Annotated in this window: 15 protein-coding genes and 1 riboswitch; of the genes, 10 read left to right on the top strand and 5 right to left on the bottom strand. The window is 52.1% G+C overall.

Annotation, left to right across the window (positions count from 1 at the left end; genetic code table 11):
* Positions 1–66 precede the first annotated feature (66 nt).
* Entirely contained in the window at positions 67–981 is a 915-nt protein-coding gene (gene rarD / locus NST96_RS18200) for an EamA family transporter RarD (RefSeq protein WP_031932788.1), read from the top strand.
* A gap of 83 nt (positions 982–1064) precedes the next feature.
* Here rarD and pdxK read toward each other — a convergent pair whose 3' ends face one another.
* Both pdxK and NST96_RS18190 read right to left on the bottom strand, forming a co-directional pair.
* Positions 1065–1880 (bottom strand): pyridoxine/pyridoxal/pyridoxamine kinase, encoded by an 816-nt coding sequence (gene pdxK / locus NST96_RS18195; RefSeq protein WP_003386352.1) that lies wholly within the window; start codon positions 1878–1880, stop codon positions 1065–1067.
* 184 nt (positions 1881–2064) lie between these two features.
* Positions 2065–2241 carry a hypothetical protein gene (locus NST96_RS18190; RefSeq protein ID WP_155807973.1) on the bottom strand — a complete coding sequence of 59 codons (177 nt, stop codon included), beginning with the start codon at positions 2239–2241 and terminating at the stop codon, positions 2065–2067.
* 213 nt (positions 2242–2454) lie between these two features.
* On the opposite strand from NST96_RS18190, the gene NST96_RS18185 reads away from it, so the two are divergent.
* From NST96_RS18185 to NST96_RS18175, 3 genes are read left to right on the top strand one after another with little or no spacing between them, the layout of a single operon-like run.
* Entirely contained in the window at positions 2455–3156 is a 702-nt protein-coding gene (locus tag NST96_RS18185) for an ABC transporter ATP-binding protein (protein WP_003386350.1), read from the top strand.
* Positions 3157–3180: 24 nt separating this feature from the next.
* Complete coding sequence (locus NST96_RS18180; RefSeq protein ID WP_024984010.1) at positions 3181–4632, top strand: ABC transporter permease; 1452 nt, start codon at positions 3181–3183, stop codon at positions 4630–4632.
* Between the two features lie 21 nt (positions 4633–4653).
* Positions 4654–6180 (top strand): efflux RND transporter periplasmic adaptor subunit, encoded by a 1527-nt coding sequence (locus tag NST96_RS18175; protein WP_003386348.1) that lies wholly within the window; start codon positions 4654–4656, stop codon positions 6178–6180.
* 85 nt (positions 6181–6265) lie between these two features.
* On the opposite strand, the gene NST96_RS18170 is transcribed toward NST96_RS18175, so the two are convergent.
* Both NST96_RS18170 and NST96_RS18165 read right to left on the bottom strand, forming a co-directional pair.
* Positions 6266–6856 (bottom strand): hypothetical protein, encoded by a 591-nt coding sequence (locus NST96_RS18170; protein WP_342404275.1) that lies wholly within the window; start codon positions 6854–6856, stop codon positions 6266–6268.
* A gap of 71 nt (positions 6857–6927) precedes the next feature.
* Positions 6928–7710 carry a class I SAM-dependent methyltransferase gene (locus tag NST96_RS18165; protein ID WP_003386344.1) on the bottom strand — a complete coding sequence of 261 codons (783 nt, stop codon included), beginning with the start codon at positions 7708–7710 and terminating at the stop codon, positions 6928–6930.
* A gap of 137 nt (positions 7711–7847) precedes the next feature.
* Here NST96_RS18165 and NST96_RS18160 point away from each other — a divergent pair, with 137 nt between their 5' ends.
* Genes NST96_RS18160 through NST96_RS18150 form a run of 3 tightly spaced genes read left to right on the top strand, consistent with a single transcriptional unit; the run spans position 7848 to position 9373 of the window.
* Positions 7848–8285: a DUF1284 domain-containing protein gene (locus tag NST96_RS18160; RefSeq protein ID WP_003386342.1), complete on the top strand. Its 438-nt coding sequence runs from the start codon at positions 7848–7850 to the stop codon at positions 8283–8285.
* A 55-nt stretch (positions 8286–8340) separates the two neighbouring features.
* Positions 8341–8553, top strand: a complete 213-nt coding sequence (locus NST96_RS18155) for a hypothetical protein (RefSeq protein ID WP_003386340.1) — start codon at positions 8341–8343, stop codon at positions 8551–8553.
* A 7-nt stretch (positions 8554–8560) separates the two neighbouring features.
* Positions 8561–9373 (top strand): EcsC family protein, encoded by an 813-nt coding sequence (locus tag NST96_RS18150; RefSeq protein WP_003386339.1) that lies wholly within the window; start codon positions 8561–8563, stop codon positions 9371–9373.
* Between the two features lie 125 nt (positions 9374–9498).
* On the opposite strand, the gene NST96_RS18145 is transcribed toward NST96_RS18150, so the two are convergent.
* On the bottom strand, positions 9499–10047 hold the full coding sequence (locus tag NST96_RS18145) for a GNAT family protein (protein WP_003386338.1): 549 nt from the start codon (positions 10045–10047) through the stop codon (positions 9499–9501).
* Between the two features lie 195 nt (positions 10048–10242).
* A riboswitch (Lysine riboswitch) is annotated at positions 10243–10427 on the top strand.
* A 90-nt stretch (positions 10428–10517) separates the two neighbouring features.
* Between NST96_RS18145 and dapD the strand changes: the two genes are divergently transcribed.
* From dapD to NST96_RS18130, 3 genes are read left to right on the top strand one after another with little or no spacing between them, the layout of a single operon-like run.
* Positions 10518–11228, top strand: a complete 711-nt coding sequence (gene dapD, locus NST96_RS18140; protein WP_003386337.1) for a 2,3,4,5-tetrahydropyridine-2,6-dicarboxylate N-acetyltransferase — start codon at positions 10518–10520, stop codon at positions 11226–11228.
* Between the two features lie 14 nt (positions 11229–11242).
* Complete coding sequence (locus NST96_RS18135) at positions 11243–12454, top strand: acetylornithine transaminase (protein ID WP_003386336.1); 1212 nt, start codon at positions 11243–11245, stop codon at positions 12452–12454.
* Positions 12455–12458: 4 nt separating this feature from the next.
* The gene (locus tag NST96_RS18130) at positions 12459–13595 is read left to right on the top strand and encodes an N-acetyldiaminopimelate deacetylase (RefSeq protein ID WP_003386335.1); all 1137 of its coding nucleotides are present in this window, start codon (positions 12459–12461) and stop codon (positions 13593–13595) included.
* The last annotated feature ends 141 nt before the right edge of the window (positions 13596–13736 follow it).

Genomic DNA, 13736 nt, shown 5'->3' with positions numbered 1-13736 from the left:
TCTATCGTTTACACTGAAGAGAATGAGCGAGGAGAACGAAACAGAAACAAATGGGGGCAGGTGTGGATGAAACAAGGAGTCTTGTACGCAATCGGGGCCTATTTTATGTGGGGAATGCTGCCGCTGTACTGGAAGGTTTTCGAGAAGATGGGAGCCTGGGAGATATTGGCTCACCGGATTATCTGGTCAGCGGTGTTTGTCGTAGCCCTGCTGTTTGTGACAAAAAAACTGCGCTATTTGAAATCGTCGGTAACGGAAGCGAAAACGTGGATCGCTTTGGTGCTGAGCTCGTTAATTATCAGCGGCAACTGGCTGATCTATATATGGGCAGTCAACATCGGCCATGTGATGGAAACGAGCCTGGGCTATTACATAAATCCGCTGCTGAGTGTATTGTTCGGGGTTTTGTTCCTTAAAGAGCGCATGCGCCTGGGGCAATGGATCGCTATCGTACTTGCGGCGATAGGGGTTTCCGTCATGACTTTCCATTACGGAAAGGTTCCGTGGGTAGCTATTTTGCTCGCGCTCACGTTTGCCCTGTATGGATTGGCGAAAAAAACCGTCAAACTCGAGCCCATGATGAGTCTCGCCTGGGAGACATTGTTTGTGGCCCCGATCGCTCTTGCCTACGTGCTTGCACTTCAGGTAAACGGACAGGAAACCGCCCTTTCACTGGAAGCTTGGCAAATAGTCTTGCTGACCTTGGCTGGGGTTGCGACAGCCCTGCCGCTGTATTGGTTTGCCCAGGCAGCGAAGCGATTGCCTTTGTCAATGGTCGGCTTCGTTCAATACCTATCGCCAACTATCACGCTGCTGATGGCCATTTTCTTGTTCCATGAACCGTTTACCCAGACCCATTTGATCAGCTTTGGCTTTATCTGGAGCGCATTGGTCGTATTTACGATCAGTTCGCTCCGAAGCAAGGGAACATCAACAGCTCCCGCTCCAAACGCAAACCTGGCTTTCAAAAAGAAAGCATAACAACAGAAAAACTCCCGGCTTCCTTATATAGAGGAGGCCGGGAGTTTTTGCTATTGCCTTTATTTATATAGCTAGTCCAACACTTACGCTTTTTGCAGCTTGCGATACGCTCCATGATTGGTCGGACCAACGTATTCGTTCAGCTTGAAGGAGTGGCGGATCGCTTCCGTGATAAACTGCTTCGCTACGTTAACGGCATCGCGAACCGATTGTCCTTTTGCCAATTCGGCGCAGATCGCCGCGGAATACGTGCAGCCTGCTCCGTGCGTATAGGTGGTATCGATGCGTTCGCCTTCGAGGATGTCGAATGTACTGCCATCATAGAGCACATCGATTGCTTTTTCATGCTGCAGCTTGCCGCCGCCCTTGACCAAAACATAGGCCGCGCCTTTGTCGTGAATCCGCTTGGCGGCTTCCTTCATGTCGTCGACAGTCTTGAGCGCGCCCATCTGGGACAAAGCCCCTGCTTCATACAGGTTAGGTGTGACGACGGTCGCACGCGGCACCAGAACGTCACGCAAGCAGTCCGCATTTTCCGGATGGAGCACCTCGTCTGCCCCTTTGCAGACCAGGACAGGGTCAACGACTACGTTTTTCAGTTGATACTGTTCGATTTTTTTGGCAGCCAGCTCGATCAGATCCGTTGTTCCGAGCATGCCGGTTTTTACCGCATCGACACCGATCCCGGAGAGGACCGTCTCGATCTGCTTTTCCAGGGTGTTCAGGTCGATCGGGAACACTTCGTGGAACCAGGAATTATGCGGATCCTGCGCGACGATAACAGTCAAGGCAGTCATCCCGAATACGCCCAGCTCCTGAAAGGTTTTCAAGTCCGCCTGAATACCTGCTCCGCCGCTTGTGTCAGAGCCTGCGATGGTCAATGCTTTCTTCATGGTCATGGCTTTCGTCTCCCTTTGTATCCGCTACGATGGTAGTAGGGGCATCTCTGAAATCTTCTTATCCTTATTGAAGAGCAAATGCACAGCGGTGTCAATAAGGGTGACACGCAAAAAGCCGCTTTCCCTGTGAGGAAGAGCGGTTCAAAAAGGTGGACGGTCAAACCATGGCCACTTTATGTATGTGTTAGACAGATGCGACGTGATGGAAAGAGAAGCTGATGGGAGCGGCCATTGCTTTTGACCTTGTGCTGGCCAGTTTCTTGGCCTCTTTCGCTGCTTCAAACATGCTAGGAGCTTTAATGACTTCAATCCATTGACGTGTAGCTGTTTCAAACAAAAAGCGATAGATCCTCATCTTCACTCTGCCCTCTCGTGTTTTTCTTGCCTGCTCCTATTATATCAGCGAACTGGAATGATTTGGTTACAGGAGTGTTACAAGTTCTTGAATTTGGTGTGTACAAAGGGTTAATTTTATTTCACGAAATAAAATCGTTACATTTTTCCTGCTCCTCCGTCTATATACAATGAGATGATTTTTCCAAATTTGTAATAGCAAAAGAGGTGTACACAGAAGATGGCCAACGGAATGGGTGAATTGACGGTCGAAAACGTCAATCACAGCTATGGAACCGGGAAAATCAAAGTCCCTGTCCTCTTTGACATCAATATCCACATTGCAAAAGGGGAGTTTGTCGCGCTGTGCGGGTCTTCAGGATCGGGAAAATCGACACTCCTCAACCTGCTGGCGGGATTGACCAAACCGGAAGAGGGCAAGATTTTCGTCAATAGCGAGGAAATCTCCCGTTTTAACGAGAACGAGCTTTGCTTGTTCAGGCGCAAATGCATGGGCTTTATTTTTCAGTCCTACAATCTATTGCCGGGTCTGACCGCGCTGGAAAATGTGGAGCTTCCCTTGATTTTTGCAGGTGAGAGCAAGAAAAAAAGACGGATAAGAGCTGCCGAGATCCTGGAGAAAATGGGGCTGGAAGGCCGCCTGGATCACCGCCCCAACGAGCTTAGCGGCGGGCAGCAGCAGCGTGTCAGTATCGCCCGCGCCCTGGTAAACAACCCGAGTATCGTGCTGGCTGACGAACCGACTGGAAACCTGGACAGCAAAACAGAGCAGGAAATTCTCGACTTGATGAGGCAGATGAACCGAGAAAGCAATACGACATTTATTATCGTTACGCATGAGCAGGAAGTGGCCGAGCAGTCCGACCGGGTGATTTACCTACAGGACGGAAGAGTCGTGCAAAGGCGTACCAAACCGGCGTGATCGAGGGTATGAGGTGAAACAAAAGTGAAATTTATAGACTCATTTCGGATTGTATGGAGAAACCTGTGGCGCATGAAGCTGCGAACAGCGCTTACCTCGGTTGGGGTCATGATTGGTACGGCAGCGATTGTCGCGATGATTGCCCTCAGCTTGGGCTTGAAGGCAAATGCTGTAAAAAGCCTGGAGAGCTGGGGGAACTTGACAGAGCTCGACGTGGAACCGGCCTTCTACATACCGGAAGAAGACAGAGTGATTCCCGACGACGAACGAAAAAAACTGAATATGGCGGCTGTTCAAGAGTTGAAAGCGGTCAAAGGCGTAGCTGCGGTCATGCCGATCAAGCGCATCCGCGGCGAGTCCAAGCTGAAGGTTGGCCGAAGGGAAGGGTACATCGAGCTGGTCGGTGTCGACGTCCGCGAATCTGCCGCATACCGGAAGGACGAAATTGAAAAAGGAACCTATCTTACGGGAGCGCCTCAGGAGGTTGTTGTTTCCTATTACGTTCCGCGAGAGATGAGGGACGTGGAAAAAGAAAAGCGGGAAGCCCGAATGAGGAATGCCAACAAGAGTGGCGGCGGAGGAGGGGAAGTATACTTCTCTCGGCGAGGTGGTGGCGGAGGAGGCGAAGAAGGCCCGGCTCCATTCGACATGGTGGGCAAGCCGGCAACGATTACGCTGACTCGCGAATACCGGATCGACGATGAATTGAAGCTGGAGAAAAAAGACGTCAGGGTGAGGGTCGTCGGCCAACTGCAAAAATCGGAGAATTTCCGCTACGGAAGTGCGGTCTACGCTCCACTCAGCCTCGTAAAGGAAATGAACGACTGGCTGAACCGCAGCAGGGGCGAGGAGTTTGGTGACACCAGCTCAAGGCGCTCGCGCGATAAAAATCAGGACGAGTTTGTATTCGATGAGATTACAGTCAAGGTCGAGTCTCGCGAAATGGTCGAGAGCGTCGTATCCGATTTGAAAAAGCTTGGCTACGAGGTTTGGTCGCCTGCCCGCGAACTGGAGCAGATCAACAAGTTCTTCTTCGTGATTCAAATGATTCTCGGCGGGATTGCAGCCATTTCTCTTCTGGTCGCTTCCATCGGGATTGTAAACACAATGATCATGTCCATTTTGGAGCGGACCAAAGAAATCGGGATTATGAAGGTAATCGGAGCCACCGTTTACAACATCCGCTGGCTGTTTTTGATGGAGTCGGGCTTCATCGGTCTGATTGGAGGCATGACCGGTCTGGGACTTGCCTGGGGCGCCGTTGAATTGGTCAACTATTTCGGCAAAGCAGGCGGTCTGATGGACAGTCTGGGCTTTGGCGGCGGAGGAGAGGAAATGACCACGTTGGCTGTGATACCGACATGGCTGGCTCTGTTCGCCATCGGATTTGCCTTTATTATCGGTTTGTTGGCGGGCATTTTCCCGGCCATTCGCGCGTCCCGTTTGAGCGCATTGCAAGCGATTCGATCTGAATAAGGAAATGTGGGGTTACTTACGATGAGCAAAAAGAAAAAGTGGATCATCATTTCTGCCGTTCTCGTGCTGTTGGGCGGCGGAAGCGTGTATGGTTATACGAAGTTTACGAGCAACGAGGCGGCATCGGAGCAGCCGCAGGAGGAACCGCCTTCCTTCCCGACTGCGGCAGTAGAGACGGGAGAAGTAAGCAAAGCCATCTTCGCTTCGGGGACAGTGGAAGCCAAGGCCCGTGAAGAGGTGAAGCCGGAGCTGAGCGGAAAGGTCGAGAGGGTGTTCGTGCAGGAGGGACAGCGCGTTTCAAAGGGCGATCCTCTCTTTAGCATTGACGGCGAGGACGCTGCCATTGAGCTGCAAAAGCAGGAATTGAACATCATCCGGGCGCAAAAGGATTTGGCCGAGATCAAAAATAAAAAGGACAAAATTCTCTCTGACAAAACCGGAAAGATCAAAGAAGTTTTGATCAAGGAAGGCGATCAGGTAACGCCCGACACGATTGTGGCAAAGCTGGTCAACACGGATTATCTGAAAATCAAAGGGAAATTCACGGCATACGAGGCCGAACGCTTTAAGGTAGGCCAGCAGGTGAAGGTATTTCTCGTAGCCTCTCTCTCTTATGTCGACGGAACGGTTACGAAAATCGACCTGACCGGAACCAAGGAAAAAGGTGTCGGCGGCGTGCATGACGTAGAGGTGCTCGTGAAAAAGCCGGGAGCCATTTACGTTGGGGACATGGGCGAGGTGCAGTATACAGATGCAAAAGGCACGTTGTACGCCAGCCAGATCGCCACGCCATTCGAGAATCCGGATGACATCGATCTCGTAGCCGGTACGCATGGAAAAGTGGGCAAAGTCGAGATTGAGAATGGCGACGAAGTGAAGGCAGGACAGCTCATTGCAAAAATGGACATGACCTCCGTCGATCTGGAACTGAAGGAAAAAGAACTGGCGCTGAAGGAGTCCCAGCTGACGATGGAGCAAAAGCGACGGGACATCGCAAAAAAACAAGTAACGGCGCCAATCAGCGGGGTAATTACCAAGCTCAATGTAACGGCAGGCGAAACACCTGACTCGGGCAAGCCTGCTGCGGTCATCATGGATACGAGCGCGGTTTACTTTATCGCGGCTGTGGACGAGCTGGACATCCCGTCGATCAAGGTAGGGCAGCACGCGGAAGTGTATGTCTCGGCTTTTGGCAACAAGCCGTTTACAGGAAAAGTAATCGAAGTGCCAAAAGAAGGTACAAAGGAAGACAAGACGGTTCGATTTGCTGTGAAAATCGAACTGTCCGATACGAACGAGATGAAGCACGGAATGACCGGGGACTGCGATATTTTCGTAGAGAAGAAAGAAAATGTGCTCCGACTCCCCATGCAGGCTGTTGAAGTCCTGGAAGAAGGGAAAGGACAGGTCATGGTGAAAGATCCGGCGTCCGGAGAACCGACACCGAAAGAAGTGGAGATTGGGATCGAAGGATCGGAATTTGTTGAGATTAAGAGCGGGCTTGCAGCCGGAGATGAAGTTTTGATGATGCTCGGCGGAGAAATGTAGCCGGAGCAGGCTGGAGCGAACCGCAAATAAAGGGGAAACCGCCCGATGTCTCTATTCATGGACAGCCGGGCGGTTTTTTATGAAATTATGAAGGAAACAAGATTCTCTCTATTTCGGCCCGCAAGCTTTTTAGCGGATTGCCGATCGGCCGCCCGGTGCTTGCTTCGAACAGCTCGGCAGCAGGAACCATGGACAATTGGGCCACGGAAATGCTCTCCGGCTCCCCTCGCTTGGCCAATACTTGCAAGCCATGATAGATGGCTTCGCGGTATTCCGCTGTTCGTCCGCTCATCAGCAAAGGAAATGAGTCGGGAACGAGCTCTGCACGTACGTCTGTCTCCGAAGAACGCACGTGTGCGAACGAATGGTAACGCGCCATGGTCCCTTTGATCGTAGCAGGGTTTGAAAAAAGCAGACGGTGAGAGCCGGAGGAGCTGGATACGTCGTGGAAAAATGGTTCGTCCAGCTTGATGATGGGCAGCTCTACACAATTTTCATCTTCAGGCTGCATGCCTGCAATGTACTGAGTGCAAGTAATGAGAATCGCGTCCACGCCGCATGCGGCGATCCATTGCAGCTGTTCCCGTATCTTTGCTCTCGACGCCTCGTCGGGAAAATGTCCCGAAAGCTCTGAGCGAATCAGGACGCCGGGGTCGACAAAATGGGTCAACGCCAAACCGTCGATACACAAACCATCAGAAATGAGGGCGATATTGGAGTGATGGGCGTGCTAACAGCCAAGGCGCATCAGGAAATCTCCTTTTCAAATGGTTTGACAGCAGCCACTCTGATCCGTTTGTAGTCGATGACCCAAGAGCCGTCGTGAAACAGATGAGGCTTGAGCTCTTCGGCGATGTCCCGATATGCGGCCTTTTTTTCGCCAGCGGACATCCCGGTGAAGAAGGGGGAGCAAAAAGCGTTCAGCCAGTGAAGAATGCCGTTTTCTCCATCAGGCAGGGGAGTCGGGCGGTCAAAAAGCTGCGCACAAGTGACAGAGAAGCCTTGATGCTCTAATATAGTGGAATAAGTGCCAATACTGGGAAAGTACCAGGGCATTCTTTCAGATGCATCAATGCCGGCTGAGCTTAGCACGATTCGGATCTTTTCGATAACCGTTTCCACATTGCCGGCTCCGCCAAACTCGGCGATGAAGCGCCCGCCGGGACGAAGCGCAATCCAAATGCTTTCAGCCACCTTCTCGGGCTGCTTCATCCAGTGCAAGGCGGCATTGGAAAAAACGGCATCGAAGGTTTCGGTTGTACGATAAGTATGAGCGTCCGCAACATAAAAAGGAAGATGCGGATATTTTTTTCGCGCGGCATCGATCATTTCTTCAGAGAAGTCAATTCCGGTCGGTTTGGCCCCCATGCTCGCCAGCTCATGGGACAAGTCGCCCGTCCCGCACCCGATATCGAGGACAGACTCGCCCGGTTTCGCTTGAAGCCAATCCAGGATGCCTTTGCCAAAGGCGGAAACAAAGCTCATTTTCGTGTCGTACAATTGCGAATTCCATGAATGCGTATCAGTCATGTGAACCCCCTCCTTGCTTTGTTTTTACCAGCAAAAAGGGTATTAGTCAAATCTATAATAAGTATAAAAGTAATAGGAAATTTCTATTTGCATTTGCGAAACAATGCCTTCAGGCAGACGATAAGGGAGGATGAAGGATGGAACCAGTTGTTTTGCGCGGGCATCATTTGCTGTGTGTCCACGGTTTTCGCGGAATGGGATACAGTCCTGACTTTGTTGTCAAAATGGGGGAGATTGTAGAGAGAATCCGCGACAATGAGCAAGACTTTCCGATTCAAGTCGTAAAAGGATTCGATGAAACGTGTCAAGTCTGTCCTCATAAAGGATCGACGCGCTGCGAAGCGGCTCCTGATTCGGAGGAGCATGTCCAAACGCTGGATCAAAATGTGTTTCGGCACCTGGGAATCACGCCAGGGGAGGTTTATCTCAAGTCGGAACTCGTGCAAAGGACACGCGAGAGAGTATCCCCAGATGATTTGGCCCATTTATGCGAAGGGTGCTCGTGGTTATCCTACGGTGTCTGCAAGGAGGGAATAACCGAGCTTCGCAAAGGAAAAAACCCTGAACCTTCCTAATTTTTTCTGACGTGCTTCGAGGATTTGGGAAAGAAAGATCAGGGAGGGAACGGCAATGACGGAGGAAGAGTGGGGCATCCTCTACAAACTTGGCTTTCGCATGGAAGAAGGAAAAGTGAAACATCTCAAGCTGGGAGTCGTAAAAGAAATTGAGGATTTTTCGGGTTTTGATTCACTCTCGGAGTTGGAAGCATTCGCAAAGGAATGCTTGCGGACCCGATGCCTCGTAAACAAGCAGAAGAAACGCGATAAACGGCAAAGGGGTTGAACGGATCGTGGAGCTTGAAGATCGAGTGACACTAACCCGTAAGTTGGATGAGGTAAGGAAATGGGAATCAGACCAGAACGATCTGTGGTTTTGGGAAAAGCTTGGGCGCCTCCCCTTTGTCTTTCTAGACCGGATCACGCCAAACGTGGTGCGGGACAAACTTGGCACAGCCGTCGACGAACTGGTTGCCTTTTTGGAGAACGGAGGGAAGTACCTGGTACGTGAGCAGGATATCCACACCCGCTTTCAGGAAGCGTTCCCGAGGAAGGACGAGCAGTCGCTAGAAACGCTTCCGATCAATCAGCGTCCACTCGCGCAAATGGATAAAATCGCCGCAGAGCTGAGCGAGTCGCGTGCCACCTTTGCAGCCGTACAAGGAGCCACCACAGGCTTTGGCGGCATCTTTACGCTTGCAATCGACATTCCTCTGCTGCTGGGCACCTCGCTAAAGGTACTGCAGGAGATGGCGATTTGCTACGGCTATGATCCGCAGGACAAGCGGGAGCGGCTGTTTATTGTCAAATGTCTGCAGTTCGCTTCCTCGGATATTGTAGGAAAGCAGGCGATCCTGGAGGAGCTGTCTTCTTTCGACAATCCTTCCAAAGAGCGGGATGTACTCTCTCAGCTTCAGGGCTGGCGAGAGGTAGTGGTGACCTACACGGAAAATTTCGGGTGGAAAAAGCTGTTTCAGATCGTACCGGTCGCGGGAATGCTCTTCGGCGCTTATCTGAATCGCTCGTCTGTCCGTGACGTGGCGGAGACGGGCATGATGCTGTATCGCAAGAGAAGGATTCTCGAGCGGCTTGGCACGGAGGCGTAGCTGTAGTGTGAACAAAAGCCCAAATGGCCGAATCGGCCGAACAAATTGCCCAGCCAAACGCCGAACCGAATTATTGAACCGATTTTCTGAATTGCAACCGTCCAGATTAAGTGATGCTGCCGCTCCTACGTCGTCTCCAGCTCCTCGGCGGTAATGGCAAAGATCAGGTGATCCTCCCATTTACCGTTGATTTGCAAATAGCGAAGCGACAGTCCTTCTTCGCGAAATCGGTTTTTCGCAAGAACCTTGATCGAGCCTGTATTGCGCGGCATGACCGCAGCTTGAACCCGGTGAAGCTTTGCTTCGGTAAACGCAAATCGGATGACTTCTCCTACTGCTCTGGTCATTATTCCTTTGCCGTTATGAGATTGATCGAGGAAATAGCCGAGTGTAGCGTTTTGCCAGGCTCCGCGCACGATATTGGAGAGGTTGACGCGGCCGACGAGGGTTTGATCAGGGCCGACGAAAATGCCGAACGAATAGCCTGTCCCTTCGCGAAAGCTTCGCTCTGCCTCCTCCAACTGCTGGTACTGCGCTTCAATTGTGTAAAAAGAAGCGGGGCGGATGGGTTCAAAAGGCTGCAGAAATTGGTGGTTTTGTTGCCGCAAAGAGGCCAGGGCAGGGGCATCGCTTGCAGACAAGGGACGAACAAGAAACGCAGAAGGTGCAAACATCTTCAGGTTCAGCCTCCTATTCACATATAGGGTGGATGGAAAGTTTAGCATGAATCAGGACTGTTGAAAAGAGGGAAAAGGGAGTCGCTGACAATGCCGTCCAGCAGGAGCGGCCCACTCTCGATTCAACAGTTGCCACCGGGTACGGAATTTGGTACAGTACAGGGTAAGTAAAGCTGAACAATTGCATATTGCCTTCTAAATAGAGGCGCGCTGCGGATGAGTACTTCTTTTCATCAGGAATGGGGAAAGGGAAGAGGAGAAAAGGCCAAAGCGCCGAAGTTCTGGCCGCATCCCCATTGGCGGCAGGGCTGGGGTGCTCGTGAATAATGATCATCCTGTCATAGGAGAAGTTTCTCTTATGGAGCGCTATTTACGTTTGCTTGTCCGGTATCAAAAAGCAATGAGTATAGCGTTTGCACTCATTGCTTTTTCTACATTCATTTCAAGAAAAGTGGAGGAGAAGTACTGTGAACATGATGGATGCCAATGAAATTATCTCGTTTATTCAAAAAAGCGAAAAGAAAACGCCTGTAAAGGTATACCTCAAAGGGGATTTGGACGGCATCGACTTCGGTCCCAGCGCAAAAGCCTTTTTGAACGGCGGCACGGGAGTCGTTTTCGGGGAGTGGAAGGAAATCCAGCCTGTTCTGGAGCAGCATGCGGATAAAATCGCGGATTATGTAGTGGAGAGCGACCGCCGCAACTCTGCGATTCCGCTTTTGGATACAAAAAACATTCAGGCACGCATTGAGCCAGGCGCAATCATTCGCGACCAGGTGAGCATCGGCAACAACGCCGTCATCATGATGGGAGCTTCCATCAACATCGGAGCCGTCATCGGAGAAGGCACCATGATCGACATGAACGTCGTCGTCGGCGGACGCGGAACGATCGGGAAAAATTGCCACATCGGCGCAGGTGCTGTCATTGCCGGCGTGATCGAACCGCCATCTGCGTCTCCGGTCGTTATCGAAGACGATGTCGTGGTAGGAGCAAATGCGGTCATTTTGGAAGGGGTTCGCGTCGGAAAAGGCTCCGTTGTAGCCGCAGGAGCTGTCGTTATCGAGGACGTTCCGCCGAATGTGGTAGTAGCTGGTACGCCCGCACGCATTATCAAGCAAATCGACGAAAAGACACGCTCCAAGACGGAGATCAAGCAGGAGCTGAGACAGCTGTAAGGGAGAGGGTAGGCATGGACTGGCGTTCGCTTGATCAACAATACATCGTCTCTACGTACAAAAGACTGCCGATCGCTATCGCCAAGGGCGAGGGAAATTACCTCTACGACACGAATGGCAAGGGATATCTCGATTTGTTTACCGGACTTGCCGTAAACGTGCTCGGCCACTCTCACCCGCGGATTATTCAGGCCCTGCGGGAGCAAGGGGAGCAATTTTTGCACATCTCCAATATTTTCCTCAATCCCCCTGCGATCAAGCTGGCGCAGAGGCTGATCGAGCATACCATCCCGGGGAAAGTCTTCTTTACCAATTCCGGAGCAGAAGCGACCGAGGCGGCTATCAAGCTGATTCACAAATGGACGGCTGCCGAAGGTACGGGACGCTCAGGCATCGTGGTTCTGTCCAACAGCTTTCACGGCCGGACATTGGGAGCTCTTCGCCTGACCAGACAGCCTCACGTCTATCAGGATTTTCCTCAGCCCGATTTTCCGGTCTATGAGCTGAAGGCAGGAGACATTGATCAGCTTCGCGCTGTCTGTGAGGAACGCCGTCCTGCTGCCGTTTTGATGGAGCCGGTGCTGGGCTCGGGCGGTGTCGTCCCTCTGGCTGAAAGCTATTTGCAGGAAGTGGCGGCGATCTGCCAGGCGACAGGCACTTTGTTTGCAATGGATGAGATTCAGACAGGAATGGGACGGACAGGCAAATTATTCGCTTTTCAACACGCTGCTGTGACACCGGACCTCATTCTTTTTGCCAAAGGAGTAGGGGGCGGGCTTCCGCTCGGGGGTGTCATCGCAGGCGAAAAACTGCAAGACTTGTTCAAGCCGGGTGATCACGGCACCACGTTTGCGCCGTCACCGCTCTCTGCCGCCTTGGGGAATGCAGTTCTGGACGAACTGTTGGACGCAGCGTTCCAAAGTCAATTGCAGGATGTGACGCAATACCTGTGGGATCGTTTGGAAGATCTGCGGGCAGCCTTTCCTGAGCAGCTGCAATCGCTTCGCGGAAAGGGAATGATGGTGGGAATCCCGCTCTCGGTTTCACCGGAGGAAGTAAGCCGGCTTCAGCAAAATTTGCTGGAGGAGGGGATTTTGGTCGATGTTACGCAAAAAACCATTGTCCGTTTGCTCCCGCCGCTTACGCTGACCCGCGGAGATGTCGATCGTTTTATGGAAGCCTTCACCCGCGAAATGAGCCAGTTGGCGGCCGGAAAGGAGGCGTAGCAGCGTGAGTGTTTCGACGTTTGTCCGTATCCGCAGAGATCTGCATCAAATTCCCGAGCCCGGGTTCGCGGAGTTCAAGACACAGCGTTACCTGCTCGATTATCTGGAGCAGCTCCCTGCAGAGCGGTTTGAGCTCAAGACATGGAAGACAGGCATTCTCGTAAAAGTGGCAGGCCGCAATCCGAAAAGAACGATCGCCTGGCGCGCGGACATGGACGGGCTTCCCATCACGGAAGAGACCTCCTATCCATTCCGCTCCAGGCACGAAGGGTATATGCACGCATGCGGACACGATATGCACATGGCGATTGGCCTCGGCATTCTGACGCATTTCGTCCATCATCCCATTGACGACGATCTCCTCTTTATCTTCCAGCCTGCAGAAGAAGGACCTGGCGGAGCCAAGCCGATGATGGAGAGCGAGGAGTTTGGAGAATGGCGGCCGGATTGCATTTTTGCCCTGCACATCGCTCCAGAGTATCCCGTAGGCCATATCGCGACAAAGCCAGGCATTCTGTTTGCCAACACATCCGAATTGATGATTGATCTGGTCGGAAAAGGCGGACACGCGGCATTTCCGCATAAGGCAAACGACATGGTAGTCGCGGCAAGCCATCTGGTGACCCAGCTGCAGTCGGTCATCTCCCGCAATATTGATCCGCTGGATTCGGCTGTCATTACGGTCGGGAAGATTGAGGGAGGTACGCGGCAGAACATCATCGCGGAGAAGGCAAGACTGGAAGGGACGATCCGGACGTTTTCCACCGATTCCATGACCCGGGTGAAGGACCGGATTGAAGCCCTGGTCAAAGGGGTGGAAGCGGGATTCGAGTGCAAGGCCGAGATCGATTACGGCTGCGGCTATGCTCAGGTGTACAATCACGAGGAAATGACCCTTCAGTTTATGGACTGGGTGAGGGGAAATCTGCCCGACGTCACCCTTGTACACTGCGCGGAAGCGATGACCGGTGAGGATTTTGGCTTTTTCTTGACCGAAATTCCCGGATTCCTGTTCTGGCTGGGAGCGGATACCCCTTATGGACTTCACCACTCCAAGATCGAGCCGGATGAGCAGGCGATTGAAGTCGCCATCGACGTAGTGACCCGATATTTTACATGGCTCTCCGATCAGCAGGCATGACCGGATAAAACATGTGGATAAAAGCAGGAAAACGACCTCTTGGGGGTCGTTTTTCTATTGTTTGGACATGATGTGACGTGCCTATTCCCGCCAAGCAGGCCATAGCTGTGGATGATGTGGATTTTGTGGATATCGCAGAAA

This window comes from Brevibacillus sp. FSL K6-2834, assembly GCF_038592925.1.
In the GTDB taxonomy this organism is placed as follows: Bacteria; Bacillota; Bacilli; order Brevibacillales; family Brevibacillaceae; genus Brevibacillus; species Brevibacillus borstelensis.
Note: the sequence above shows the minus strand (reverse complement) of the source record. Positions and strands in the feature narration are given on the sequence as shown.